The 25,361-nt window shown below is 37.5% G+C and carries 26 protein-coding genes; 23 read left to right on the plus strand and 3 right to left on the minus strand.

Annotated features, from left to right (window positions below):
• The first annotated feature begins 128 nt into the window (after positions 1–128).
• The 20 genes from FYJ80_RS04680 (at position 129) to FYJ80_RS04770 (ending at position 17,879) form a co-directional block, all read left to right on the plus strand.
• Positions 129–668, plus strand: coding sequence for a hypothetical protein (locus tag FYJ80_RS04680; protein WP_154425041.1), 540 nt, complete (start codon positions 129–131; stop codon positions 666–668).
• Positions 665–1,717 (plus strand): ABC transporter permease, encoded by a 1,053-nt coding sequence (locus tag FYJ80_RS04685; RefSeq protein ID WP_154425042.1) that lies wholly within the window; start codon positions 665–667, stop codon positions 1,715–1,717. The genes FYJ80_RS04680 and FYJ80_RS04685 overlap by 4 nt, the downstream gene beginning before the upstream one ends.
• 15 nt (positions 1,718–1,732) lie before the next feature.
• Positions 1,733–2,623, plus strand: coding sequence for a carbohydrate ABC transporter permease (locus tag FYJ80_RS04690; protein ID WP_154425043.1), 891 nt, complete (start codon positions 1,733–1,735; stop codon positions 2,621–2,623).
• A gap of 27 nt (positions 2,624–2,650) precedes the next feature.
• Positions 2,651–4,840: a type 2 periplasmic-binding domain-containing protein gene (locus tag FYJ80_RS04695; protein WP_154425044.1), complete on the plus strand. Its 2,190-nt coding sequence runs from the start codon at positions 2,651–2,653 to the stop codon at positions 4,838–4,840.
• 85 nt (positions 4,841–4,925) lie between these two features.
• Entirely contained in the window at positions 4,926–5,510 is a 585-nt protein-coding gene (locus FYJ80_RS04700; RefSeq protein ID WP_154425045.1) for a hypothetical protein, read from the plus strand.
• Positions 5,507–6,004 (plus strand): hypothetical protein, encoded by a 498-nt coding sequence (locus FYJ80_RS04705; RefSeq protein WP_154425046.1) that lies wholly within the window; start codon positions 5,507–5,509, stop codon positions 6,002–6,004. The genes FYJ80_RS04700 and FYJ80_RS04705 overlap by 4 nt, the downstream gene beginning before the upstream one ends.
• Positions 6,004–7,077, plus strand: a complete 1,074-nt coding sequence (locus FYJ80_RS04710; protein ID WP_154425047.1) for an ABC transporter ATP-binding protein — start codon at positions 6,004–6,006, stop codon at positions 7,075–7,077. Before FYJ80_RS04705 ends, FYJ80_RS04710 begins: the two co-directional genes overlap by 1 nt.
• The gene (locus FYJ80_RS04715) at positions 7,077–7,634 is read left to right on the plus strand and encodes a hypothetical protein (RefSeq protein WP_154425048.1); all 558 of its coding nucleotides are present in this window, start codon (positions 7,077–7,079) and stop codon (positions 7,632–7,634) included. The genes FYJ80_RS04710 and FYJ80_RS04715 overlap by 1 nt, the downstream gene beginning before the upstream one ends.
• Positions 7,635–7,642: 8 nt before the next feature.
• The gene (locus tag FYJ80_RS04720; RefSeq protein ID WP_154425049.1) at positions 7,643–8,251 is read left to right on the plus strand and encodes a hypothetical protein; all 609 of its coding nucleotides are present in this window, start codon (positions 7,643–7,645) and stop codon (positions 8,249–8,251) included.
• 1 nt (position 8,252) lies between these two features.
• On the plus strand, positions 8,253–9,332 hold the full coding sequence (locus tag FYJ80_RS04725) for an ABC transporter ATP-binding protein (RefSeq protein WP_154425050.1): 1,080 nt from the start codon (positions 8,253–8,255) through the stop codon (positions 9,330–9,332).
• Positions 9,333–9,538: 206 nt separating this feature from the next.
• Entirely contained in the window at positions 9,539–10,405 is an 867-nt protein-coding gene (locus FYJ80_RS04730; protein ID WP_235899589.1) for a BMP family lipoprotein, read from the plus strand.
• Positions 10,398–10,595, plus strand: coding sequence for a hypothetical protein (locus tag FYJ80_RS11910; protein WP_235899590.1), 198 nt, complete (start codon positions 10,398–10,400; stop codon positions 10,593–10,595). The genes FYJ80_RS04730 and FYJ80_RS11910 overlap by 8 nt, the downstream gene beginning before the upstream one ends.
• A gap of 97 nt (positions 10,596–10,692) precedes the next feature.
• Complete coding sequence (locus FYJ80_RS04735) at positions 10,693–12,207, plus strand: ABC transporter ATP-binding protein (RefSeq protein WP_154425051.1); 1,515 nt, start codon at positions 10,693–10,695, stop codon at positions 12,205–12,207.
• Positions 12,207–13,418 carry an ABC transporter permease gene (locus FYJ80_RS04740; protein ID WP_154425052.1) on the plus strand — a complete coding sequence of 404 codons (1,212 nt, stop codon included), beginning with the start codon at positions 12,207–12,209 and terminating at the stop codon, positions 13,416–13,418. Before FYJ80_RS04735 ends, FYJ80_RS04740 begins: the two co-directional genes overlap by 1 nt.
• Before the next feature lies 1 nt (position 13,419).
• Positions 13,420–14,367: an ABC transporter permease gene (locus tag FYJ80_RS04745; protein WP_154425053.1), complete on the plus strand. Its 948-nt coding sequence runs from the start codon at positions 13,420–13,422 to the stop codon at positions 14,365–14,367.
• 12 nt (positions 14,368–14,379) lie between these two features.
• Entirely contained in the window at positions 14,380–15,204 is an 825-nt protein-coding gene (locus FYJ80_RS04750) for a purine-nucleoside phosphorylase (RefSeq protein WP_154425054.1), read from the plus strand.
• A complete protein-coding gene (locus FYJ80_RS04755) occupies positions 15,192–15,611 on the plus strand; it encodes a cupin domain-containing protein (protein WP_154425055.1) in 420 nt (139 codons plus the stop codon). The genes FYJ80_RS04750 and FYJ80_RS04755 overlap by 13 nt, the downstream gene beginning before the upstream one ends.
• Complete coding sequence (locus FYJ80_RS04760; protein ID WP_154425056.1) at positions 15,608–16,270, plus strand: SDR family NAD(P)-dependent oxidoreductase; 663 nt, start codon at positions 15,608–15,610, stop codon at positions 16,268–16,270. Before FYJ80_RS04755 ends, FYJ80_RS04760 begins: the two co-directional genes overlap by 4 nt.
• Positions 16,271–16,297: 27 nt before the next feature.
• Entirely contained in the window at positions 16,298–16,984 is a 687-nt protein-coding gene (locus FYJ80_RS04765; RefSeq protein WP_154425057.1) for a metallophosphoesterase, read from the plus strand.
• Entirely contained in the window at positions 16,977–17,879 is a 903-nt protein-coding gene (locus FYJ80_RS04770; RefSeq protein WP_154425058.1) for a transcriptional regulator, read from the plus strand. Before FYJ80_RS04765 ends, FYJ80_RS04770 begins: the two co-directional genes overlap by 8 nt.
• A gap of 2 nt (positions 17,880–17,881) precedes the next feature.
• Here FYJ80_RS04770 and FYJ80_RS04775 read toward each other — a convergent pair whose 3' ends face one another.
• Positions 17,882–18,970 (minus strand): AraC family transcriptional regulator, encoded by a 1,089-nt coding sequence (locus FYJ80_RS04775; protein WP_154425059.1) that lies wholly within the window; start codon positions 18,968–18,970, stop codon positions 17,882–17,884.
• Between the two features lie 116 nt (positions 18,971–19,086).
• Between FYJ80_RS04775 and FYJ80_RS04780 the strand changes: the two genes are divergently transcribed.
• Both FYJ80_RS04780 and FYJ80_RS04785 read left to right on the plus strand, forming a co-directional pair.
• Complete coding sequence (locus tag FYJ80_RS04780) at positions 19,087–20,481, plus strand: MFS transporter (protein WP_154425060.1); 1,395 nt, start codon at positions 19,087–19,089, stop codon at positions 20,479–20,481.
• Positions 20,482–20,491: 10 nt separating this feature from the next.
• Entirely contained in the window at positions 20,492–22,690 is a 2,199-nt protein-coding gene (locus tag FYJ80_RS04785) for a glycoside hydrolase family 2 protein (protein WP_154425061.1), read from the plus strand.
• 46 nt (positions 22,691–22,736) lie between these two features.
• Here the strand turns inward: FYJ80_RS04785 and FYJ80_RS04790 are convergent, their stop codons facing one another.
• Together FYJ80_RS04790 and FYJ80_RS04795 are read right to left on the minus strand one after the other, a co-directional pair.
• On the minus strand, positions 22,737–23,321 hold the full coding sequence (locus FYJ80_RS04790; RefSeq protein WP_154425062.1) for a flavodoxin family protein: 585 nt from the start codon (positions 23,319–23,321) through the stop codon (positions 22,737–22,739).
• A 59-nt stretch (positions 23,322–23,380) separates the two neighbouring features.
• On the minus strand, positions 23,381–24,157 hold the full coding sequence (locus FYJ80_RS04795) for an ABC transporter ATP-binding protein (RefSeq protein WP_154425063.1): 777 nt from the start codon (positions 24,155–24,157) through the stop codon (positions 23,381–23,383).
• Between the two features lie 461 nt (positions 24,158–24,618).
• Here FYJ80_RS04795 and FYJ80_RS04800 point away from each other — a divergent pair, with 461 nt between their 5' ends.
• Positions 24,619–25,254: an RpiB/LacA/LacB family sugar-phosphate isomerase gene (locus tag FYJ80_RS04800; RefSeq protein ID WP_154425064.1), complete on the plus strand. Its 636-nt coding sequence runs from the start codon at positions 24,619–24,621 to the stop codon at positions 25,252–25,254.
• The last annotated feature ends 107 nt before the right edge of the window (positions 25,255–25,361 follow it).

Raw genomic sequence — 25,361 nt, forward strand, 5'->3', positions numbered from 1 at the left:
ACGGATTTTCGAACTCCGTATTTTTTCTTTTTTTTAACTTGCGTTACAAAAGATGGGAAATTAAAATTAAAAATGGAGGGATTAAAGGAGTGAATTCCACTATCAGACGGTATCAAGCAGTGGATCTGATGATATGGAGTATTATTCTTTTTGTTTTCGAATTCATTGTTGTCAAAGCAGGTTCAGTATGGTTTAGAGCTCAGCTTTGGACTCTATCTATAGTTCCAGCACTTGTTGCTGTTGTCTATATGAGGTGGAGTGCTTTTGGCGTCTTGTATAGTGCATTAGGAGGCATTGCTCTATGCTTTGCAAGTGGTGCAAGCACCCAACAATATTTGATTTATACCCTCGGAAATTTATTTTCAGTAGTGCTTCTTTTATTTTTGAAGTTTATTGGAAAGGAGAAGATTAGAGATAGTGTATTCACTTCAATAATCTTCGCATTGGCTTCTGCTTTGTCGATGCAGATTGGACGTGGAGTTGTTGCAGCTCTATTAGGAAATGGTATTGGTAGTATCGTAACCTTTATTGCTACAGATATTATTTCAGAGCTATTTGCAATCCTGATAATTTGCATAACGAGAAAGCTGGATGGTGTATTTGAGGATCAAATTTCGTATTTGGTACGTGTTAATAACGAAGAAAATGAAAAAGGGGGTAGAGAATGAAGGTAGATGCATCGGACTATTTAATGTATGATGCCGAGACCAAGACCTACAGAGAAAATCCCGAGCAGAGAGTAAGGGATGACGTTGAGAAGCACTATTGGCTTCACGTCGGAAGAACAATCGTTAAGGACTGGAGATTGTATATCATGCTGGTTCCAATGTTGGTTGTATTCCTTCTTTGGAGATATTTCCCAATGTATGAACTCCTTGGCTGTTTCAAGGTTTATGACCAGGTACTTCCTGTATCTGAGCAGCTTTTCTCTGGATTTTCATATTTTAAGCGTCTTATAGCAGGTGGAGATGCTCTTTCTGCAGAGTTCTGGAGAGCATTAAGAAATACATTCTTACTCTCCTTCTATGGCCTCTGTTTTGGCTTCCCAGTACCTATTATTTTGGCACTCTTCTTCAACGAAGTTAAATCAAACGTTGCAAGAAGTATTTTCCAGGTTCTTACATATCTTCCAAAGTTTATGTCTACTGTAGTAATGACATCTCTTGTAACAATGCTTGTTAAGCAGGGTTCATTAACATCTAGCTATGGTATTGTATCTCAGTTACTAGAGGCTCTTGGATTAATCTCTCATGAACTTGCAAATGGTGGTCTCTTAAATGACCCAAGATTCTTTAGAGGTATTTACCAGTTATCAGGAATTTGGGAAGAAGCAGGTTATGGTTCTATCGTATACTTCGCTGCAATTATTGCTATTAGCCCAACAAGCTATGAAGCAGCTCAAATCGACGGTGCCGGAAAAATGGCTCAGATGAGATATGTTGTATTACCTTGTATCTTATCAACAATCGTAATCATGCTCATCACAAAGATCGGTTCTCTCCTTTCTATCGGTTATGAGAAGGTTCTCCTCCTCTATAATCCAAATACATATGTAACAGCTGATGTAGTATCTACATTTGCTCAGAGATATGGTCTTGAGGGTGCAGCTAAGGGTATTGCCACAGCTGCTGAGATGATGAACAACGTAATCGGAATGTTACTCGTTATCGGTGCTAATACGATTGCGAGAAAAGCATCAGACGTATCACTTTATTAATGGAGAGATGGCAAAATGAAAAGAAAACTTGAAACAACCGAATTAATATTCAAGGTCATCAGCTATACTCTACTTACAATGTTTGCTATTGGATGTTTATATCCATTCTTATATGCAATTGCATCATCTATTAGTGGTAGAAGAGCTGTAGAGTATTCAGAAGTTGTACTCTTCCCTAAGGAAATACAGTTTGAAGCATTTGGTCAAATGTTTACAAACAATATGTTCTGGAATGCTTACTCAAATACTTTATTTATTACATTCTATGGAACAATTTGGTCTTTAGGATATTCAATCTTAGGTGCATATGCACTTTCTAAGAAAAGACTTCTATTCAGAAAGACCTTTAACTTCTTCCTTGTTTTCACAATGTGGTTCAGTGCAGGTATCGTACCTCAGTACTTAAACTACTTAAATACTAAGGCAGCTTTCAATGCTGTAGGTATTATGGATGATAAGTGGCTCGTAATCATCGCTATGGGTATGGCCGCTATGAACATCATCTTGCTTAGAAACGCTTTTGAAGGTGTTCCTTCAGAAATCGAAGAAGCAGCAATCGTTGATGGTGCAACAGAATTCCAGGTACTTTCAAAGGTATATATACCAATGAGTAAATCTACAATCGCAACAGTAGCTCTCTTCTTTGGTATTTCAAGATGGAATGGTTACTTCTGGGCACGCCAGATGATTAGTAACTCAAACGAGCATCCATTGATGGTATTTATAAGACTAACACTTGAGCAATATACAGACCCTGAGGTAATGAGTGGTTGGAACCAGGCATATGCTTCTGACTCTGTTATATATGCTTTGATTGTATGTTCAATTGTACCAATTCTTGTTATCTACCCATTTATCCAAAAGTATTTCGCTAAGGGTACAAATGTCGGTGGTGTAAAGGAATAATATAGATTAAGTAATTGGAGGAAAAATATGAAAAAGACTATTGTTAAGGTCTTAACTATCTCCCTAATGCTTTGTTTGCTCATGGCATGTGGTGGAAATAAAAAGACTATTGCTGTTCAGCAGACAGCAGCTCCTGCAGCTACAACAACTACAGCAGCTCCTGCTCAGACAGCTACTAAGGCAGAGACTTCTGCTCCAGTTCAAGAAGTTAAAGAGCTTGAATATGCTGAAGGAACAGTTCTTAGAATGGCAACAGGTTATAACAGTAAGAAGACTGGTCTCTCTTTCGATGCTGATACAGCTAAAGATGGTATCGAGCTTGCAGGAAAGACATATCGTGCTGGTGACTTAAAGCCAACCTGGGTTGAAGTTCAGAATATTCTTGGTATCAAATTCGAAGATAAATATCAGGGTAACTCAGCTACAAACGAGCTTAAGTATTGGGCTGAAAAGCTTGGTGATGTAGATATGGTTTCTGGTAACGCTACATCTCTCGTAGAATATGGTGACAAGGGTGCTTTCGTTGATATCGCAAAGTACCTCGATCAGATGCCTAACTTCAAAGCATACTTAGATGCTAACCCAATTGTAAGACTTTCTATCACAGGTAATACATCAACTGGTGCTATCTACTTCTCACCTTATTTCGATGGTGTAAACGATATCGAAAGAATGCCTCTTATGAGAACTGACTGGGTTGTAAAGCTCCTCGATGGTGAAGGTGCTTTCACAGCAGCTAAATCAGGTACACTCAAAGCAGCTGCTTATACTCCATATATGCCAGAGAAGGGCAAAGTAACTGTTGATACAGTTAAAGCTGATGGTAGTGGTGTATTTGCTCTTACTAAAGATTATGATAAAGCAGGTAACATCGTAGCTAAGATGAATGCTGCTCTTGCAAAGGGTAGTGTTAGTGGTGTTGAAGCAGTTAACATGCTTAGAACATACATCGATGAAGCTTACAATGGTTACTATGGAACAACTAGATCTAACCTCTTTATCGGACAGGATGCAGCATGGGATGCAGATGAACTCGTTGCTCTCTTAAGATGTGTAGTAGCTAACGCATATACACTTAATGGTACAGATACAGTTCAGGGCTTATTCTCACGTGAAGATGCTAACAACCAGAGAAGAGTAGACCTTTTCAGATTCGCTGGTACACTCTTTGGTGTTCGTGGTCTTGAATCAAGACAGGATTATCTCTACTTCGGTTCAGATGGTAAGCTCTATGATGCACGCCAGATGGAAGCTACATACAAGGCAATGGAGAGAATGAATGACCTCGTTAAGGAAGGTTTAATTTCTCAGTCATTTGTTGATACTTCAGCTGAAACATCTGCAAAGATGCTCGAAAATGACCTTGGTTTCATGAGCTATGACTACAACCAGACTCAGACAATCATGAACGAAACAAAGCTCCAGGATGGAGAAAAGTACATGGCTGTAATGGTTCCTGTTGCTCGCTGGTACGATGGTTCAAATGCTGACGGCGTTTACATGAGATTTACAGAGTCTTGGAGATCTGTAAAGACCGATGGTTGGGCAATCAGTAAGGCTGGTGTTGGTGATGACACTAACAAGCTTAATGCAGCTCTTAAGCTCATCGACTTTGCATATAGCCCAGAAGGTATGATCCTCATGAGCTATGGTCCAAAAGAATTCATCAAGACTAATGCAGATGGTAGCTATGTAACATTCACATTCAACGGTCAGGAAATGCCAGTAATTGCTGATGTTACACAGGAACTCCTCTGGAAGCTCACAAGTGGTAACTACACTAACTTCGCAAGAATGTATCTTGGATCAACTCTCTCATTCGCAAAGAGCCAGGCATTCGAATATCAGTGCACACACGAAGTTGGTAAGGAAGGTGCAGGATACATTTCAACAGCTATTGGTCTTGGTACAATCAAGCACCCAGAGCTCGCTGTTACATCCAATATGTGGTATGCATCAATCCCTACAACACTTCCAACAACATCTGTTGAGACAGATACTGTTAACCAGTATACAGAGCTCCAGAACCAGTTCAACCAGCAGAAGGGTAAGATTAACATTCTCGTTGATCAGATCGTAAAGGGTTATACTCTTGAAGGTTGCTCATCTGCAGCTACAACTGTTAATAAGGTTGCTAATGAATGGGGTGGTTCTCAGTACCTCTTTATCAAGCAGGGTGCTTGGAATCGTCTTCTCAAGTTCTATACTCAGCTCTAAGCTAGAGTTTAAAAAAACAATCCTATGCGGGAGTATGAATCTTCCGCATAGGTACCATTAATAAAAAAATTAAGGAGGAGGAGTTATGTACAAAAAGCAGATGTTATTTCAGAAGTTGATCTGCTACCTTGCACTAGCTACCGGTTTCGTTGTATTCCTTTATTCTCTTGGAATTATGACGGACCTATATGACTGTCTATATTCGACAATGATGGATCCATCTGATCTAACATATACAACTGTTCCGGGCTCCATCGTATACTATAATATGCAGGGATTTAACAAAGCATTCCTGTCTACATCAATCGTAATGCTTTTGTTAGCATGCCTTCTCTTTGTTACACAAACAAATAATCGCAGAAAGTATTATATTGGTAACTATGTAGCAACAGGCTTATTTGTTGTCGCTACACTTGTTATCGTTGTTTGGGCACATTTTCAGATTCAGGAGTTTAGAGCTCAGTGGCTTGCTGTAGACTTTGAGGCTCTAAAGATGCATGCTCAGATGTTTAAACAGAAATATACAGAATCAACATTCTGGTTCGATATCCATTACGGTGTATTTGCTCTTTGTTTAATTGAAGTTGGTCTTTTAATTTACAACTGTATTTGGAAGATGAATCTCATGAAGGCAGAGCGTGAACTCATCGCAAAGGGAGGTGCTGTATGACAGATCAAGATAAAAGCATCAAAGTTGATCGAATGCGCTATACAAAGAATAAGTTTTCTTCAAACCTTGCTTTGCTTGCCATTATTTTTGATGTTTTCTATTTCGTTAGCATCTACAAATCAGATGTAAGTAACTATTACTATACACTTATGATTGGCGCTTCAATCATTTATAACCTAGCATTTATGCTTGCAGCATTCCTTGCATCAGAGGGAGTAAAATCCTATGGTGAAAAGTATTGCTACTTACTCATTGTTCTTGGTGTCTTACAGTTTGTTAGAATTTTCTACATCCCATGGAATGCAAGTCATGCAACAGTAGTAATTGCTAATGTTGATGTAGTTGTTATGGGTGCTGCTCAATTCGTACGTTGTGCTATCTACCTTGGAATCTCTGGAATTGCTCTCTTATTAGCAGCAGTTGTTGGTATCCAAAAGAGCCGTGTATTGAATGCATATCTTGCTACACTTGGTGAAGAGGTCAGGAGGGACTAATGGCTACTTTGAGCTTACAACATATCGATAAGATATATGATAATAATGTTCAAGCTGTCTTTGATTTCAATCTAGAAGTAAAAGACGGTGAATTGATTGTCCTTGTTGGACCATCAGGCTGTGGTAAATCTACTACACTTAGAATGGTTGCAGGTCTTGAGGATATCTCTAATGGTAAGCTTTTACTTGATGGAAAGGATATTACACAGGCTCCTGCTAAGGATAGAGATATGGCAATGGTATTCCAGAACTATGCTCTCTATGGTCATATGACAGTTTATGAGAACATGGCATTTTCTCTTACAATGAGAAATGAGGATCCAAATGTCATTCATAAGAAGGTTTTAGCTGCTGCTGAGATTCTAAATTTAACAACTCAGCTTAATAAGAAGCCAAGTCAGCTTTCAGGTGGTCAGAGACAGAGAGTTGCCATGGGAAGATCTATTGTAAGAACTCCTAAGGTATTCTTATTTGACGAACCACTTTCTAACCTTGATGCTAAGCTCAGAGGTTCAACAAGAAGAGAGATTCTTCTTCTCCATAAGAGACTTAAGGCTACAATGCTCTATGTAACTCACGACCAGACAGAGGCATTAACTCTTGCTGATAGAATCGTATGTATGTCAATGGGCCATGTGCAGCAGGTAGGTACTCCACTTGAGCTTTACGATACACCAGCTAACCTTTTCGTTGCAGGCTTTATTGGACTTCCTCCAATGAACTTCTTCGATGTTAATGTAAATAAGGGTCGCTTAGAGGGTAAGGGATTTGCTATTTCTCTTTCAGATAACGATAAGAAGACATTAAAGAATTATGAAGGTAAGACAATTGTTCTTGGTGTAAGACCAGAAAACGTAATTCTAGGTAACGATGTAGGTATTAAGGTTACATTAAATGAAAACCTTGGTATGAATACTCTCGTTCATGGAAATATCGAGGGTGGTACAAAGATTACTGGTAAGATTCGTGGCTGGTGTGATTATAAAGCTGGTGATAACATTAAGGTTTCTTTTGATAGAATGCACTTCTTCGATAAGGAAACTACAAATGCAATCAGAGGGGAGGTTAAATAATGGGCTCTAGAAAAGGCATTAAGGAATGGCTTAGAAAGAAGGTTGTTTCCATTAAGAGAAACCCTCAGAAAATTGGTTTGATCGCATTTGCAATCACCTTCCTATATTATTCTTTGAACTTAACATGTATTTCAAATACAACAGCTAAGATTCAGGGCTCTGGAATGGGACTTTGTGGCTTTGTTACAATGCTTTTCTCAATGTTAAGCTTACTTTGCTACATGAACTCATTCCCAAGAAGAAAAAAGGTAAATAAGCCAATGCTTATTATCTTTATTGTAATGATTGGTATTATTCTTTTCTGTGATTACAGATATAGAGACCTAGTTTACTATGCAGTAGCACTTTCTGCTAACCCAATTGTTATTACAGAATCTACTATATACATCCTTGAGGCATACAATATGCTACTTACACATATGATTCTCTTGGTTGTATCACTAGTATTAATGGCTCTTGGTCCTGTATTTAAGATGCTTCTTAATAAGATTAATACTAATGTTAATATCGATGGCTACGATAAGATGGAAGCTATCGATATCTCAGCAGAGGAGTAATATAGCTGATGGAAAAACGAAAGGATGACCCTTATAGGATAAAAACAGAGGCTGTTGAAGATCTTGTAGGGGCAACTCCTGAGAACACCCCGCACTATAGCGAAGAGGAGCTAAAGAAATATAGAACTAAGTCAAAGCTTCACATAAGTGGAACTTCAAAGGCACTATTGATGAAGCTATGGTTCAGTGGTGCAGTTTGTTATTTCTTTATTTGGGGCCTTGGATTATATATTGGATCAACTCTAGATCTCTTCTTCGTTACCGCTATTGGAATGGGCTTTGTTAAGGATATTCTTGAGAACAATGCTTTAAGGTGGATTGCTAATCCTCCGAGGTCCAATGATAAGTGGATGATGTTCCCTGAAAAGAGGTATAGGAGTTTAATCTTCAATGTCCTCTATTCGTTTTTAGTCATGTTTTGTGTCATGATGACATATGAAGGAGTTAATGGTGCCTTTGGTACCATTACCGGCCAAACAGATGTAGTTTTGTTTGGAATCGAACCAGTTACATTCGCAGTAATCTATTTGCTGTTTGATCTTTTCTTCCTTTGGATAAAGCGTCAGTTCAGTAAGATTATTGCAGATGCAAAAAGAAAAGTAGAAAAAGGAGACTGATATGCCATACCTTGTTCTTAAAGACATAAATAAAATCTATCCAAACGGTTTCCATGCCGTACATGACTTCAACCTTGAAATTGAAAAGGGTGAATTCATCGTCTTTGTAGGCTCTTCTGGCTGTGGTAAATCCACAACACTCAGAATGATTGCCGGACTTGAGGATATCAGTAAGGGTGAGTTCCTTATCGATGGTAAGAGAGCAAATGAAAAGGGACCTAAGGATCGTGGAATAGCAATGGTATTCCAGAGCTATGCTCTTTATCCTCAGATGACTGTATATGATAATCTTGCATTTGGCCTTACACTTGAAGGTATCGATGAAGATGTTATCGAGGAAAAGGTTAAGAACGTTGCTAAGATTTTAGGCTTAACAGATTATCTTGAAAGACTTCCTAAGGCTCTTTCTGGTGGACAGAGACAGAGAGTAGCTGTAGGGCGTGCAATTATTAGAAAGGTAGGTATCTTCCTTATGGATGAGCCTCTTTCAAACCTCGATGCTAAGCAGAGAGTAACAATGAGAAGTGAGATTACAGAAATTCACAGAAAGACTGGATCAACAACAATCTATGTAACTCACGACCAAACTGAAGCTATGACAATGGCTGATAGAATCGTTGTTATGAAGGAAGGCTATATCCAGCAGGTTGGAACTCCATACGAATTGTACTTTAACCCAGTTAACGTATTCGTTGCAGGATTTATTGGAGAGCCTCCAATGAACTTTGTTACAGCAACATTAAAGGGTGGAAAGATTTCTATTGGTAAGAATGTTGTAGACCTTTCTAAGAAGCTTAGTAGTGAGAATCTTAAGAAGTATGAAGGAAAGAAGCTTGTATTTGGCTTCAGACCTGAAGCTATCACACTTGGTGAAGGTGATGGATATACAATCGATTGTACTGTAGAGCTAACTGAGCTTCTTGGTGATAATACTAATGTATATATTGATATCCAGGGTGAGAAATCAATCTTGAAGGTTAATCCTCATGAAACACCAGAGATGGATAGTAATATTAAATTCACAATACCTCTTGAGAGTGTTTATCTCTTCGATGGAGAAAGTGAAAAAGTTATTAAATAATAGCTTTTCTAATAGGGGACCACTAAGGTGGTCCTCAACTATTTTATAAGATAAAAATTTTATTTGTTGCACTTTGTTTTATTGTAAATAAATATCTATAAATTAAAGAAAAAAGAAATAATATTTAAGAATGCTTTACAACTTTACAGTTGTAACTCTTTCGTCTATTATTTAACAATACTAATTATTTTCACAGGAGAATAACAATGAAGAAGGCTTTTGCTATTTTAATGATTTGTTTAGTAGCTTTCTCAGCATTTGCACAGGGTGCAGCTGAAACTCAGGCTAAGCAGACTCTTAAAGTCGGTATGGTAACAGACTCCGGTACAATTGATGACCGCTCATTCAACCAGGGTACATATGAAGGTGTCAAGAAGGCAGCTGAAGAACTTGGTTGGGAGAACACATACCTCCGCCCAACAGGCACAACAACATCTGATTATGTTCAGGCAATCTATGCTCTCTATGATCAGGGATATTCATTTGTTGCTTGCCCAGGATTCCTCTTTGCTGAAGCAGTAGCTCAGATTCAGGGTGAAGTTGAAGATCTTAACCTCGTTATCATCGATGATGCACTTTCTGCAGGTATTGGTCCTAAGACAGTAGCTATCGTATTCAAAGAGCAGGAGTCAGGCTTCCTCGCAGGTCTTGCAACAGCTCTTAAGATTAAGACTGGTGATGTTGGTTTCGTAGGTGGTATGGAAATTCCTGCTGTACAGAAGTTCAACTGGGGCTTCCAGCAGGGTGTTAAATATGCTAACGACAACTTCGGTACAACAGTATCAATGAAGGCAGAAAACTTCGTATACTCTGGTTCATTCGCAGACCTTGCTCTTGGTCAGCAGCTTGCTAATGCAATGTATGCTAGAGGCGTAAAGGTAATCTTTGCTGCAGCTGGTGGTACAGGTGTTGGTGCTATCAACGAAGCTAAGAACAGAAGACTTGCAGGTCAAGATGTTTGGGCTGTAGGTGTTGACGTAGACCAGTATTCAGTTGGTGATATGGGTAACGGTCAGTCTTGTATCCTTACATCTGCTATGAAGGACGGCTGGTGTAGCATACGACATGGTTAAGGCTCTTGCTGATGGTACATTCCCAGGTGGACAGCTTCTTACTCTCGGTATTAAGGAAGATAGAGCAGGTATCCCAGCTTCTAACCCTAACTTAACACCTGAAATTGAAGCTAAGGTTGCTGAAGTTGTAGAGCTTATCAAGGCTGGTAAGGTCGTAATCTCTGACAACGGTAATGGACTTATCAAATAAGTAAATTTTAGCTAACAGTAATAAGGCCGCCTTGTATGTCTTGGCGGCCTTTTAAGAATCATGTTCGTGCATATGCACGCCTCATTTTGGAGAAGAGATGAGTCACGTAATCGAAATGATCGGAATTCGTAAGGAATTCCCAGGTATCGTTGCTAACGACAATATTACCTTACAGGTTGAAGAGGGAGAAATCCACGCTATACTTGGTGAAAATGGTGCTGGTAAATCTACTCTTATGTCTATCCTCTTTGGTCTTTATCATGCGGATAAGGGCGTTATTAAGGTTAGAGGAAAGGAAGTAAATATCAAGAGTCCTAATGATGCTTTTGACCTTGGTATTGGAATGGTACACCAGCACTTCCAGCTGGTACATAATTTTACAGTTGCAGAAAATATCATCCTAGGAAAAGAGGGTGGCTTTGTTTATGATATCAAAACTGCATCTAAAAAGATAAAAGAGATATCTGAACGTTATGGCCTTGCTATTGAGCCAGATATGGTAATTGAGGACATCACTGTTGGTATGCAGCAGCGTGTAGAGATCCTCAAGATGCTTTTCAGGGATGCAGATATATTAATCTTTGATGAACCAACAGGTGTATTAACACCTCAGGAAATCAAGGAATTGATGCAGATCATGAAGAACCTCATTAAAGAGGGTAAATCAATTATTCTTATCACACATAAGCTCGATGAGATTAAAGAGGTCGCTGACCGTTGTACTGTTATCAGACGTGGTAAATACATTGGAGTTGTTGATGTAAAGTCTACTAGCGTTGATGAAATGGCTGCAATGATGGTTGGTCGCCCAGTAAGCTTTAAGGTTGAGAAAAAGCCAGCTGTATTAAAGGATACAGTACTTGAGGTAACAAACCTTAGTGTTAAGAATGCAAAGGGTGTTCTTGGTGTTAAGGATTTCTCTCTTTCTGTTAGAGGTGGTGAGATCGTTGGTATTGCAGGTGTCGATGGTAACGGTCAAAGTGAGCTAATTGAAGCAATCACTGGTCTCAGAAAGATTGAAAGTGGTAGTGTTATTCTCTGTGGTAAGGATATTACTAACATGTCTATTCAGGAAAGAAATGAGTTAGGCTTAGGTCATATTCCTGAGGATAGACAGAAGAGAGGCTTGGTTCTTTCAGCTCCACTTACAACCAACATGGTAATTAAGGAGTTCTATAAGCCTAGATTTGGTAAGAAGGGTATACTGCAGACAAAGGAAATCAATGAATACACACAGGGTATCATTGAAAAGTTCGATGTACGCTCAGGTGAGGGTAAGGATTCTCTAGCTGGTAAGCTCTCTGGTGGTAACCAGCAGAAAGCAATTATCGGTCGTGAGGTTACAGCAAATCCTGAATTATTAATTGCAGTTCAGCCAACTCGTGGTCTTGATGTAGGTGCTATTGAGTTTATTCATAAGCAGCTTGTTGAGCAGCGTGATAAGGGTAAAGCTGTTCTCTTAGTATCATTCGAGCTAGATGAAATATTTAACCTTTCAGATAGAATTGCTGTTATTAATGCAGGTCGCCTAATCGATATCGTAAATACTAAGGATACAGATGTTAACTCAGTAGGTCTTATGATGGCTGGTATCAAGAAGGAGGGTGAGTGATGAAGGATAAAGTATTAAATAAACCACTCGAAGCAAGAAAGGCTTCACCTCTTCTTGTTTCTATTTCTGCAGTTATCATGGGTATGCTTGCAGGATGCTTATTAATTATGCTAATTGGAAAGGATCCAATAAATGGATATAAAAATCTATTTATGGGTGCCCTTTCAAATAAGAGAAAGATTGGCGCAACAATCGGTCTTTCTACACAATTAATATTTGCAGGACTATCATTTTCATTTGCATATAAGACCGGACTATTTAATATCGGTGGTTCTGGACAGATGTTAATTGGTGGTATCATTTGTAGCTTACTTGCACACAAGCTTCCATTAGGAATTCCACGTCCAATATACCTTGTAATTATTATCCTTGCTGCTATTTTAGCTGGTGGCTTATGGGGCTTTATTAGTGGATACTTAAAAGCAAAGTTTAACGTACATGAGGTAGTATCATGTATCATGCTTAACTGGATAGCTTATTGGGTTTGCTATGACTTTATACCTCGTTTTATCATTGACCCATCTATTGCTGTAAAGTCTGCACCAATAGCAACTGAAAGAACACTTAGAAGTGGAATTTTTGGAGCTATCTTTGGAAAGAGTACAACAGCAAACTTAGGCTTCCTATTAGCTATTATAGCTGTAATCTTAATATGGTTTATTCTTAATAAAACAACACTTGGCTTCAACTTAAAGGCAGTAGGTGCTAATAAGTATTGTGCTGAATATGCGGGTATTAAGGTAAATAGATCAATCATTATTTCAATGGCAATTTCCGGCGCTCTTTGTGGTTTAGCAGGTCTTTCATATTACTGTGGTTATTCAAATATCATGGAAATGGGAAAGATGCCAAGTGAGGGATTTGATGGTATTGCAGTATCATTACTTGGTAACTCAACTCCTCTCGGCTCCTTAATAGCTGGATTATTCTTTGGTATTCTTAAGAATGGTAAGCTTTCTCTTGTAACTCTTGGTATCCCAACAGAGCTTGCAGATACAATTATTGCTATTATCATCTACTTTGCAGCTACAAACGTACTCTTTAGAAACTTCTGGGATGGCTTATTTAAAAAATCATTCGAGAAGAAGGAAGCATACTTCGCCCTTGCAGTAAATGGAGAAAAAACCATGGATCAAGTAAGTGCCGAGGAGCGAAAGGAACTGATAAAGAAAGGTAAAGAGCTCAGTAAAACTTCTAAGGAGGTAAAATAATATGTGGGAATTACTAATAATCATTGTGCCTTCAGCTATCGCATATACAATGCCTCTTTTAATGGGAGCACTTGGTGGACTATATTCAGAGCGAAGTGGTGTAACTAACCTTTGTATTGAGGGCTTAATGCTCTTTGGATGTTTTGCATCTGCCGCTACAATTGTAAAATTACAAGCTATTCCAGGCTTTAGCTTTAACCTTGCCATTGTAATTGGTATTGTAGTAGCTATGCTCGCTTCTACACTATTAGCAGCATTACATGCAATTGCATCAATTAACCTTAAGGCAGACCAAACTATCTCTGGTACAGCTATTAACATGCTATCATCTGCACTATCACTCTTCTTAGCACAGACTATTACAGGTAGTGGTAATATTACAGTTGTTAGAGCAGTAATCAGAAGTGATGTTCCTATTCTTTCTAAAATTCCTGTAATTGGACCACTTTTCTTCTCAGAAACCTATTGGACTACTTGGATTTGTATTGCAGTTTGGGTAATAAGCTATTTCTTACTATATAAGACAAGCTTTGGCCTAAGATTAAGAGCTTGTGGTGAGCATCCATCAGCAGTTGCATCTGCAGGTGTAAATGTACATAAGATGAGATATATCGGTGTATTAACATCTGGCTTCCTTTCAGGTCTTGGTGGTGCATGTATCTTAGTTACCTACGCAGGTGAGTATAATGCTGGATCAGGTATTAATGGTCTTGGCTTCTTAGCAATTGCAGCTTTAATCTTTGGTCAGTGGAAGCCACTTGGAATTTTAGGCTCTACAGCATTCTTCGGACTTTGTATGACAATTGCAAATATCGGAAGAATCCTACCAGCCTTCAGTGGTATCCCAATGGCAGTACTTGGTGCTTTCCCATACATTGCAACTCTTATTGCTCTTGTATTCTCATCAAAGAAGAGTGCAGCACCTCTTGCTTCAGGTCAGCCATTCTAATTAGGAGATATTATGTTACTTGATAATTTAAAAGAAAGTGCAGCTTACATAAAATCTATTACTGGTGATATTAAGTTTGATATCGCGATGGTTCTAGGCTCAGGCCTTGGGGATATGGCAGAAACTCTAGGAGAAGTAATCTATATCCCATATTCAGAGATTCCACACTTCCCAGTATCAACTGTACCGGGACATAAGGGTAGACTTGCTATTGGTCTATTAGAGGGTAAGCGTGTTGTATGTATGCAGGGTCGTTTCCACTACTATGAGGGATGGACTATGCAGCAGTGTGTATATCCAATCCAAGTATTTAAGATGCTTGGTATTAATAATTTAATGCTTACTAATGCAGCTGGATGCGTTAATACAGCATGGCAGCCAGGTGATTTAATGGTTATTAATGATCATATTAAGGTAATGGGTGATAGCCCAATGAGAGGAGCAAACTGCGATGAGCTTGGTCCTAGATTCTTTGATATGAGTCATGTATATGAAAAGGAATTACAGAAGGTAGCTCATAGTGCTGCAGCTAAATTAGGCTTCTCCTTAAGAGATGGTGTTTACATGCTCTTTGGTGGTCCTCAGTTTGAAACTCCTGCAGAGGTTAGAATGGCAAGACTTCTTGGTGCTGATGCTGTAGGTATGTCTACAGTACCTGAAGCAATTTCAGCAAGTCAAATGTCTATGAAGGTATTGGGTATTTCCTGTTTAACAAACATGGGTGCAGGTATCCTTGACCAGCCACTTAACCATGAAGAGGTATTAGAAACTGGTGAAAAGGTTAAATCAAGATTCCAAGCTCTTGTTAGAGAGATCGTTTCAACATGGCCTCTATAAGCGAAGTTATTAAAAAATACAACCTCTCTCCCCTCCCTGGGGAAGGAGGTTTTTTTCGTTTTATCACAGAATTTGGAAATGCAGGGTGTATTTACTATCTAATTACAAAGTCCACATTTTCATCTATGCATAAGCTTACAGATGATGAGCTTTGGTTCTTTTTAGAGGGTGGAACCTCTGAGCAGCTAATTATTGATAGTAATGGTAAAGAGGAAATTAGAGTTTTAAACCAAGATAATAGAGATTCCCTAGTTAATGGAGGATCCTTCCAGGGAACAAGATTGCTTGATGGTGAATATGCTTTATTTTCAACTGTTATGAGTCCAAAATATAGTGATGATATGTATTCATCTCCTGATGAAGAATTTCTTTTATCACACCCAAAGGCAAAGGAGTTTTTAAATTGAAGAGTGTACTAATAACTGGTGCTTATTCACCTCTTGGACATGCTATTGCAGAGAAGTTTTTTAAAGAAAATTACTTAGTCTATGGTACCTCTACTAGAGAAAGAGAGGATGGGTGCTTTAAAACAATCTGTGTTGATATTAGGGATGAAAAGGCCGTGAAAGAAAAGCTAAAGGATATCGATTCTTTGGATGTTCTAGTAAATAATGCAGGAATTTTCACAGTGAATGCTCCAGAGGCTTTAACACTCGATGACTTTGATAGTGTTTTTGATGTCAATGTCAAAGGTATGATGCTGGTAACTAAGTATCTTTTACCTGTCTTAAAAAAGAGTAATGGCTCTATTGTAAATATCTCATCTATGAACTCTCTCCATCCTGGCTTTGGAGGAACTAGTCACTATGATGCTTCTAAAGGGGCTGTTAGCGCTTATACTCGCTCACTTGCTCGAGAAAGTGGATTAAGAGTAAATGCACTTGCTCCAGGATTAATTAAAAGAAAGGATTTAATTAAAAGTGACCTTGCTAAGCACTATGAGAGCCATAGTATAGCTGGAATGCTAGATGTTAAGCAGCTAGCTGATAGCGTATTTTTCTTAGCTAATTCTAGTGGAATTTATGGACAAACATTACTTCAAGATAATGGATATTGTCTTTACTAATGGCAAAATGGCATTATAATTTAACTCATGAAGATCCTATGTGTAGCTGATGAAACCGATTCTCTTGTATATTCTCCATCTTCAAAGAGACTATTTGGGGATTGTGATTTCGTTATCAGTGCTGGTGATTTACCTTTACGCTATTACGACTTCATAATGACTATCATGGGTAAGCAGCTATACTATGTGTATGGAAACCATAATCTAGAGCAATTTAAGGAAAATGTATTAAAGGTCCAAACACCAGCTACTAATGACTTCAATTCTCCATTGACATCTCACTATAGTGGAGAGCTAATTGATGGTAAGTGTATCTATGATAAAAAAAGAGATTTAATAATAATGGGCTTGGGTGGCTCAATGCTATATAACTATGGGCTCAGCCAATATTCAGAGAAACAGATGAAGTGGAGGATTAATAAGCTTGTCCCTCGCCTATTGTATAATAAGCAAAAATATGGCAGATATGTAGATATACTTGTAACTCATGCACCTGTATTGGGAATGGGTGATGGGGTAGATGTTTGCCATCGTGGCTTTGAGTGCTTTAAAACGTTTATTGACAAATATAAGCCAAAGTACTTATTACATGGGCATGTACATCTATTTGATGAGAACGAGAATAGATTTTATAAATATGGGGAAACTACGATTATTAACGTATATAAAAGCTTTGTGCTTGATGACACGAGCTTAGGGAGACAAAATGGATAATCAAATCAACAGCTCTCAAGCATTTGAAGATTTTACTAAAGCAAAGAGACGTGCCCATTTCAATTCTTTTTTCAATACATTGACTTGGAAAAATACCGATTTATTATCACTATACGAAGTAACAAAGATTATTAAGCCTAAGAAAGAGACCTATTTAGGCATGCAAACTATCCCAGTAAATAAGATTATTGGTTCTGAGGGAAGGTATAGAGATTTCTCATCTGCCTTTTACCCAAAAAAGGAGATGCTTAGAAACCGATGGACTAGTATCGATAGGGCAAGGATGGATGATATAGTTCTTCCTCCTATATCTGTATACTCTTTAGGTGGTAATTACTTTGTTCGTGATGGAAACCATAGAGTATCTGTTGCAAAGAGTATGGGAGTAGAGTTTATCGACGCAGAGGTAGTTGAACTTGATAGCGAGGTAGCTCTAGAGCCTGGAATGACTCTTAAGAGTATTAAGAGTAGAGCAGTAGAGTATGAGAGGAATATGTTTATTAATCAATATAATCCTACATACCTTCCAATGAATGAGATTAAGTTTACATCTCCTGGTTCATACCCTGAAATGGTAAACCATATATTAGTTCATAAATATTATATTAACCAAGATAAGAGTGAAGAGATTTCCTTCGAGGAGGCTGCTAAGAGCTGGTATAAAAATGTTTATCAGCCAATTATTAATGAGGTAAGAAAGGATAATCTTTTAGCAAATTTTCCAGGCGAAACAGAAGCTGATTTATATATGTGGCTCGTTAGAAAGTGGGATGAAAAGAAGAGGCTCAAGCAGGATGCTAGTATAGAGGAAACTGTTTTTGAGGCTAAGAAGGAAACAACTAAGGGACGCTTTAAGAGACGAATTAATAAATTTTTAAGCTTCTTTAAAAAATAAGATTATTTAGTGGAATTCTTGTGTGATAGTCGCCATTTACTAGGAGTTGTATTCATGATTCTCTTAAATGCTCTAGCATAGTAGGCTTGATCCTCAAAGCCTGCTTTGAGAGCGACCTCTCCTATTGGAATATCACATTTTTTTAAGCTCTCAAGACTTCGTTCAATTCTATATCTAATTATGTATTCAAATAGCGGAAGACCTAACTCTTTTTTAAATTTCTTACTCAAGTATGTTGGGGAAGTATCAAGCTCATTAGCTAGCTCATCTAGAGAAATATGCTTTGAGTAGTTTATATCAATATTAATTAAAACATCCCTTATTAAATCACTATAGCCAGAATATGAATGGTTACGAATAAGAGCACTATATTCAAATAGAAGCTCCTTCATTATCACACGACTTTCATCAGAGGTTGAAATACTTTCAATTCGTTTTCCCATATTTGATGAAAGTCTATCGACATAGATCGGATGAACACCAACATCGTAAGCAGTTTTTCTTAGCAGAGTATTCATAATTATTGTGTAATTTTGAATATTTCTAACGGGGTTTTTATTTCTTTTTTCAATTATATCCTTATCCAAAATATTAAAGCTTATGGAATTAATTAAATCCATATCACCTGTTTTAACAGCATCCAGCAGGCTCTTTTCTCTTAGGTATCTCTTTTCAATTGATTTAGCGTCGTAATAATCCTTATTTTTTAGGTAGTTTTTTTCATCTGCAGAGCTTTCATTTGTAATGACCTTAACCCTAAATCCATCCTTCCCCCAAAGACTCTCAAAAAGAGTGTTAATTAATGGCTCGAAGAGTCCATCTATTGGAATAAGCGGAATAATATATGAAAGCTTTGCTACAACTAGTCTAGTAACATATGGACCAATGAGGATATAGGTATCATCAATTTTAAATAGGATGTAGTTGATTTTATCTTCAGTAATAATTCTTAAAACCTCTCTTTCCTTTGGCCTCTCAATGGTCTTTGAAATTGAAGCAAATAAAGGGTCTGAAAAAACAAATTCTGTTTCTTCTTCAAAGTTTACTGAAAACCTATTAAGCACATTCTTTACAAAGTTAATTAGTACCATAGCTAATTGTTATTTAGAATTATCGTTAAAGCAACAAAATAATTATAAATATTGGCAAAATAGTTCAAAAGGGAATCTTAATAGTGGGGCTAGAATGATTATAAAGGAGAAATAAAATGGCAAAAAAAGAAGTTAGACCATTTGGTATGAGGGATAAAATGGGTTATCTTTTTGGTGACTTTGGTAATGACTTTACCTTTATTTTATCATCGTCATTTTTACTTAAGTTCTATACGGACATTATGGGAGTAAATGCTGCAGTTGTAGGACTTGTTATGATGATAGCAAGATTTGTAGATGCGTTTACAGATGTAGCTATGGGAAGAATTTGTGATAGATCAAAGGTTGGTAAAAACGGTAAGTTCAGACCATGGATTAGAAGAATGGCTGGTCCAGTTGCGATCGCATCCTTTTTAATTTACCAAAGTAGCCTTGCAAATATGAATATGACCTTTAAGGTTGTATATCTATTTATTACTTATATTCTTTGGGGTTCTGTATTCTATACCTCAATTAATATTCCATATGGCTCAATGGCTAGTGCGATCTCTGCAGAGCCAGATGATAGACAGTCACTATCATCCTTTAGAACAATGGGCGGTATGTTTGCTGGTATGATTATCTCGATTGGAGTACCTCTTGTTGCATACGATACATTACAAAATGGTGATGTAGTATTAAATGGACCAAGATTTACTTTAATTGCTGGTGTATTCTCAATTTTAGCAGTAGGCTGCTACCTTCTATGCTATACACTTACAACTGAACGTGTCACTCCAGTAGTTGATGAATCAAAATTTAAGAATAACTCAGTTGGTGTAATGCTTAAGAATGCACTTACAAACCGTTCATTAATTAGTATTATCGCAGCCTCTGTCGTTATGCTACTTTCACAGCTAACTCAGCAGTCAATGAGTGGTTATGTATTCCCTTACTACTATAGAAGTGCAACAGCACAGTCAATTTCAACTCTTGCAATGGCTGGTGGTATGATTATAGCTGCAATTGTTGCAAAGCCAGTTGCAAGAAAGATTGGAAAAGCAGAGCTATCTGTTATTTCAAACCTCTTTGCAGCAGCAGTTGGCTTCATCCTATTCTTCTTAAGACCTGCTAATGTTTGGATATTTGTAGGCTTACAGTGCCTATGCTGGTTCGGCCTTGGAGTATTTTCAATGATATGCTGGGCATTAATCACAGATGTTATTGATGATGCTGAGCTTAGAAATGGCATTAGAGAGGATGGCTCTGTATATGCGCTATATTCATTTGCAAGAAAGCTTGGACAGGCTCTTTCTGCGGGCTTAACAGGTGCATTATTATCAATGATTGGATATACACAGGAGACAGCATTTACAGAGAGTGTTACTGAGGGAATCTACAACATTTCAACAATCGTACCTGCTGCTGGATTCCTTATCCTTGCATTAATTCTTTGGTTCTGGTATCCACTCCATAAGAGTAAGGTAGATGAGAATGTAAGAAAGCTTAAAGAGCTTCATGAAGTAAAATAAGAGGAGAAATATGAGAATAATTAATAATATCAATGCACTGTGGGCATTTAGAAAGACTGAGGAGGTTCCTGCATCCTTTGATAAGAGCTGGGATATTATCTCCTTACCACACACCTGGAACAATATAGATGGAATGGATGGTGGAAATGATTACTTTAGAGGAAAGGGTACATATGTAAAGGTACTCTCAAGAGAGAATCTTCCAAGTGATAAGCTAAACTACCTTGAAATAAATGGTGCATCATCATCTGCAGATGTATTCTTTAATGGAGAAAAGCTAACACACCACGATGGAGGATACTCAACCTTTAGAGCTTTACTTCCTGCAGCAATAAAGGATGAAAATATTCTTGTTATCCAGGTTGATAACTCTCCAAATGATAGAGTATATCCTCAGATGGCAGACTTTACCTTCTATGGTGGACTATATAGAGATGTAAATATTATCTCAGTTCCAAAAGCACACTTTGACTTAGAGTACTATGGTGCTCCTGGAGTAATGGCAACACCACATGTTGAAGGATCAATAGATGTCAAGGTATTTGTAAAGGACCAAGGAGATGAGAGCATAATATATACTCTTCTTGATAAAGAGAATAATGTTGTTACCTCACTTGAGACAAAGGCTACAGAGGTAAGCTTAAAGGTAAAGGAGCCACACCTATGGAATGGAAGAAAGGATCCATATTTATACACACTAAGATGTAGCTTAACAGGTGGAGATGAGATAACAACAAGAGTAGGCTTTAGAGCATTTGAGATAGATCCAGAAAGAGGGTTTATTTTAAATGGTGAGGAGTACCCACTAAGAGGAGTATCAAGGCACCAGGATAGATGGGGAAAGGGAAATGCTATCTCAAGAGAGGACCATGAAGAGGATATGGCTCTAATAATGGAGGTAGGAGCTACAACAATTAGACTTGCACACTATCAGCATGACCAATATTTCTATGATTTATGTGATGAGAATGGTTTAGTTATTTGGGCTGAAATTCCATATATCTCAAGTCATATGGTAAATGGTAGAGAAAATACTATCTCACAAATGAGAGAGCTTATAAGCCAAAACTATAACCACCCATCAATTGTTGTTTGGGGTGTCTCTAATGAGATTACAATGAATAATGCTGATGACCCTGATTTACTTGAAAACCATAGAATCTTAATTGATTTAGCTCACGAGATGGATAAAACTCGATTAACAACTATGGCAGCTCTAACGATGTGTAATATCGATTCAAAGATTATTCACCTTACAGATGTAGTTTCCTACAACCACTACTTTGGCTGGTATGGTGGAGATGTATCAATGAATGGTCCATGGTTTGATAACTTCCATAAGAAATATCCAAATAGACCAATAGGCTGCTCAGAGTATGGGTGTGAAGCATTAAATTGGCATACCTCTAAGCCAATTCAAGGTGATTACACAGAGGAGTACCAAGCATATTATCATGAGGAGCTAATAAAGCAATTCTTCTCAAGAAAGTATCTATGGGCAACACATGTATGGAATATGTTTGACTTTGGAGCCGACGCAAGAGCTGAGGGCGGAGAGAATGGTCAAAACCATAAGGGGTTAGTAACAATAGATAGAAAGTATAAAAAAGATTCCTTCTATGCATATAAGGCATGGCTATCAAAGGAGCCATTTGTGCATCTTTGCTCAAAGCGCTATGTAGATAGAGTTGAGCCAAGAACTAAGGTAACTGTATATTCTAACCTTCCAGAGGTAGCACTCTATGTAAATGGAGAGCTAGTAGAGACAAAGAAGGCAGAGGACCACTTCTTCCACTTTGAAATTGAAAATAAAGGAGAGTCACACATAAGGGCAGTTGCTGGAGAATTCTCAGATGAGAGTGTTATCAAGAAGGTTGATACCTTTAATGAGTCTTATCGCTTAAAGGAAAAGGGTGCTATCCTTAACTGGTTTGATATCACTGAGAAGGAAGGGTATTTCTCAATCAATGATAAGATGAGTGATATCATGGCTAATGAGGGTGGAAGAGAGCTTCTTTCAAAGCTTATGTCCTCCTTTATGGGTGAAAAGAAGGAAGCTATGGGCTTCAAGCTTAACCCTGAAATGATGCAAATGATGGGTGGCTTCACAGTTATTAGACTATGTAATATGTTAGGAACTATGAATGTTAAGGTTACTAAGGAACAATTACTTGGTCTAAATGCAATGCTTAATACAATAAAGAAATAGTACTAAACTATAAAGGCCACAGACTTAATTCTCTGTGGCCTATTATTCAATTCTTATATCTAATTATACTCTCAACGTATTTATTAATTACATCTCCAAGCTTATCACTTGGTCTTATTTCATTATCTCTACCCTCTAGGTGTACAATACCAGCAACTGGTTGGTTTGATAATCTAACCTCTGGATGTACTCCATAAGGAATGTGTAATAGTGCCATGTTTTGAGCCCAATATAGCATTGAGTCAAGGGCATGGGAGCCTTCACAAATAGAGTGAGCACAGCTAGTAAAGCAACCAAAAAGACGTCCCTCTAGGCTTCTAGTTTCACACATATCGTAGGTGCTATCTAAAAAGGCCTTCATTTCAGCGGTCATACCACCAAATCGAGTAGGAGCTCCTAGGATTATCATATCTGCTTTTTCTAAGGTCTCTTCATTTGCAACAGAGAGCTCTAAGATATCCTCTAAATATTGGTTAACTGAATCCTTCTTTGCTGCAAGGATATGAAGATCTGAATCCTCAACTCTGTAAAGCCTTGCATCGATTCCAGCTTCAATAAGCTTGTCCTGTAAATACGATGCAATTATATAGATATTGCCACTAACTGAGTGGATTATGATATTACATCTCATACACCTGTCTCCTTTTTGTAAATTATAGACTAGAAAAGGGAGAAGGGGTAATTATTTTATCAGCACCAAGCGTTATAAAGGCCATCACGAGAGTCTACATATATTTTTCTCTCATAGACCTCTTCTAAAATCCTTTCAGTGATAACCTCTTCCTTTTTACCATCCATGAATATTTCACCGTTTTTCATAATAATTACTCTATCTATCTCTGGAATAATCTCACTAAGCTCGTGTGTAACAAGTAATATTGTCTTTCCAGCTTTTGCATACTTGGAGATTGTCTTTCTTAACTCACTTCTTGATGGGAAATCTAATGCATTTGAAGCTTCATCTAAAAGTAAGAGGCTTGGATTTGTTATATTAGCTCTAGCTAGCAATACCTTTGAGCGCTCTCCTGAGGATAGAGTGTTCATAGCTTTATCCTTTAAGTGGGTAATTCCAATTCTATCTAGCTCCTCTAAGCACTTTTTATCATCCTCAGCTGTTACTTTATGGTGAAAATCTAAGCCAATAGCAGAATATAGTCCTGATAGTACTATTTCATATACACTGTAGGTTGTATTAACATACCAGCTTAAGCTTTGATTTACTATTCCAATTTTTTTCTTTAAATCTTCAATTTTCCATCGTTCTTGTCCAAATAGCTTAAGAGCGTACTCTGGCTTCCATAGAGGATATATATTTCTTGCAATAACATTTATTAAAGTACTTTTACCAGCACCATTAGGGCCAATTATTGCTATCTTTTCACCTTCCTTAACTGTAAGTGAAACATCCTTTAAAATAAATTCACCCTCTCTTCTTACAGAGGCGTGGCATAATTCAATTGTATTCATTTTTATTTTTCCTAAAAATATAGTAGGTTTTTTTTTAGACTACTATCTATCTTCTATTAAAAAATACTCTTAAATACAATATTTGTGATGAAATTTGCAATTATAAGGTTTTGCTGTGAAAATTGCTTTTAAGAGCATTAGATATAGAATCATGTTGAGATTCAAATAGATGGTAAAAAGCCACTATTTCCATTGTACATAATAATATTATCCTTGACAATGTTAACGCATTTAAGGAAAAAGTAAATTTTCTAAAATTTTACTTTGCAGATTAGAAAATCCATGTGATAATAACTAATGAGGAATTTTGAAGAGTATGATTAATTAGCAGCTCTTCATTTGTATCCCGTTGGTTCGGGATCAAGGAGGTTGCCACTAGAGAATGAGTATCTAGTGGTTTTTTTATACCCAAATGATGCTATTATTATGGTAATATTAGAAAAAATATTAAGGATGGAATTATGAGAATCGGACTTGTTATGGAAAATAGTCAGGGGGATAAGAATCCTCTTGTTTATGAATGCTTAAAGGAAGTTGCAGAAAAATATGGTCATGAGGTAGTTAACTATGGAATGTATTCATCTAAGGATGAATGTCAGATCACATATGTTAAGGCAGGTTTACTTTCATCTGTTCTTCTAAATTCTAAGGCAGTTGATTTCATTGTTACAGGCTGTGGTACTGGTGAAGGCGCAATGCTTGCACTCAATTCATTCCCTGCAACTTTATGTGGCCATGTAGTAGACCCTGAGGATGCTTACCTTTTTATGCAGATCAATGATGGTAATGCTATCGCAATTCCATATGCAAAGGGTATGGGCTGGGGAGCAGAGCTTAGATTAAAGAATATCTTCGAGCAATTATTTGTAGCTCCAGGTGGTGGCGGCTATCCTAAGGATAGAGTTGTTCCTGAGCAGAGAAATAAGAAGATTCTTGACCAAGTTAAGACTGTTACACATACAGATATTAAATATATCGTAAAGAATCTAGACCAAGACTTTGTTAAGGAAACCTTCTCAGGAGAGCACTTTAAGGAGTATTTCTCAAGAGATGCTCAAGAGGGCGAGCTAAAGGATTTAGTTCTTTCTCTTTGCTAATGAATATAGCCCAGGTATTTAAGCCTGGGTTTTTCTTTTGCCCCTTGTCGATATTAATTGTTGATATTATCTTATTGCGATGTATCCACAATTGTTTGAGGTGAAGA

It is taken from the genome of Bullifex porci (assembly GCF_009695635.1).
Lineage (GTDB): Bacteria > Spirochaetota > Spirochaetia > Sphaerochaetales > Sphaerochaetaceae > Bullifex > Bullifex porci.

Excerpts from the sequence above, each read along its gene's own strand:
- FYJ80_RS04680 (WP_154425041.1), top strand. The coding sequence starts at position 129 with ATGATATGGAGTATTATTCTTTTTGTTTTCGAATTCATTGTTGTCAAA.
- FYJ80_RS04685 (WP_154425042.1), top strand. The coding sequence starts at position 665 with ATGAAGGTAGATGCATCGGACTATTTAATGTATGATGCCGAGACCAAG.
- FYJ80_RS04690 (WP_154425043.1), top strand. The coding sequence starts at position 1,733 with ATGAAAAGAAAACTTGAAACAACCGAATTAATATTCAAGGTCATCAGC.
- FYJ80_RS04695 (WP_154425044.1), top strand. The coding sequence starts at position 2,651 with ATGAAAAAGACTATTGTTAAGGTCTTAACTATCTCCCTAATGCTTTGT.
- FYJ80_RS04700 (WP_154425045.1), top strand. The coding sequence starts at position 4,926 with ATGTACAAAAAGCAGATGTTATTTCAGAAGTTGATCTGCTACCTTGCA.
- FYJ80_RS04705 (WP_154425046.1), top strand. The coding sequence starts at position 5,507 with ATGACAGATCAAGATAAAAGCATCAAAGTTGATCGAATGCGCTATACA.
- FYJ80_RS04710 (WP_154425047.1), top strand. The coding sequence starts at position 6,004 with ATGGCTACTTTGAGCTTACAACATATCGATAAGATATATGATAATAAT.
- FYJ80_RS04715 (WP_154425048.1), top strand. The coding sequence starts at position 7,077 with ATGGGCTCTAGAAAAGGCATTAAGGAATGGCTTAGAAAGAAGGTTGTT.
- FYJ80_RS04720 (WP_154425049.1), top strand. The coding sequence starts at position 7,643 with ATGGAAAAACGAAAGGATGACCCTTATAGGATAAAAACAGAGGCTGTT.
- FYJ80_RS04725 (WP_154425050.1), top strand. The coding sequence starts at position 8,253 with ATGCCATACCTTGTTCTTAAAGACATAAATAAAATCTATCCAAACGGT.
- FYJ80_RS04730 (WP_235899589.1), top strand. The coding sequence starts at position 9,539 with ATGAAGAAGGCTTTTGCTATTTTAATGATTTGTTTAGTAGCTTTCTCA.
- FYJ80_RS11910 (WP_235899590.1), top strand. The coding sequence starts at position 10,398 with ATGGTTAAGGCTCTTGCTGATGGTACATTCCCAGGTGGACAGCTTCTT.
- FYJ80_RS04735 (WP_154425051.1), top strand. The coding sequence starts at position 10,693 with ATGAGTCACGTAATCGAAATGATCGGAATTCGTAAGGAATTCCCAGGT.
- FYJ80_RS04740 (WP_154425052.1), top strand. The coding sequence starts at position 12,207 with ATGAAGGATAAAGTATTAAATAAACCACTCGAAGCAAGAAAGGCTTCA.
- FYJ80_RS04745 (WP_154425053.1), top strand. The coding sequence starts at position 13,420 with ATGTGGGAATTACTAATAATCATTGTGCCTTCAGCTATCGCATATACA.
- FYJ80_RS04750 (WP_154425054.1), top strand. The coding sequence starts at position 14,380 with ATGTTACTTGATAATTTAAAAGAAAGTGCAGCTTACATAAAATCTATT.
- FYJ80_RS04755 (WP_154425055.1), top strand. The coding sequence starts at position 15,192 with ATGGCCTCTATAAGCGAAGTTATTAAAAAATACAACCTCTCTCCCCTC.
- FYJ80_RS04765 (WP_154425057.1), top strand. The coding sequence starts at position 16,298 with ATGAAGATCCTATGTGTAGCTGATGAAACCGATTCTCTTGTATATTCT.
- FYJ80_RS04770 (WP_154425058.1), top strand. The coding sequence starts at position 16,977 with ATGGATAATCAAATCAACAGCTCTCAAGCATTTGAAGATTTTACTAAA.
- FYJ80_RS04775 (WP_154425059.1), bottom strand. The coding sequence starts at position 18,970 with ATGGTACTAATTAACTTTGTAAAGAATGTGCTTAATAGGTTTTCAGTA.
- FYJ80_RS04780 (WP_154425060.1), top strand. The coding sequence starts at position 19,087 with ATGGCAAAAAAAGAAGTTAGACCATTTGGTATGAGGGATAAAATGGGT.
- FYJ80_RS04785 (WP_154425061.1), top strand. The coding sequence starts at position 20,492 with ATGAGAATAATTAATAATATCAATGCACTGTGGGCATTTAGAAAGACT.
- FYJ80_RS04790 (WP_154425062.1), bottom strand. The coding sequence starts at position 23,321 with ATGAGATGTAATATCATAATCCACTCAGTTAGTGGCAATATCTATATA.
- FYJ80_RS04795 (WP_154425063.1), bottom strand. The coding sequence starts at position 24,157 with ATGAATACAATTGAATTATGCCACGCCTCTGTAAGAAGAGAGGGTGAA.
- FYJ80_RS04800 (WP_154425064.1), top strand. The coding sequence starts at position 24,619 with ATGAGAATCGGACTTGTTATGGAAAATAGTCAGGGGGATAAGAATCCT.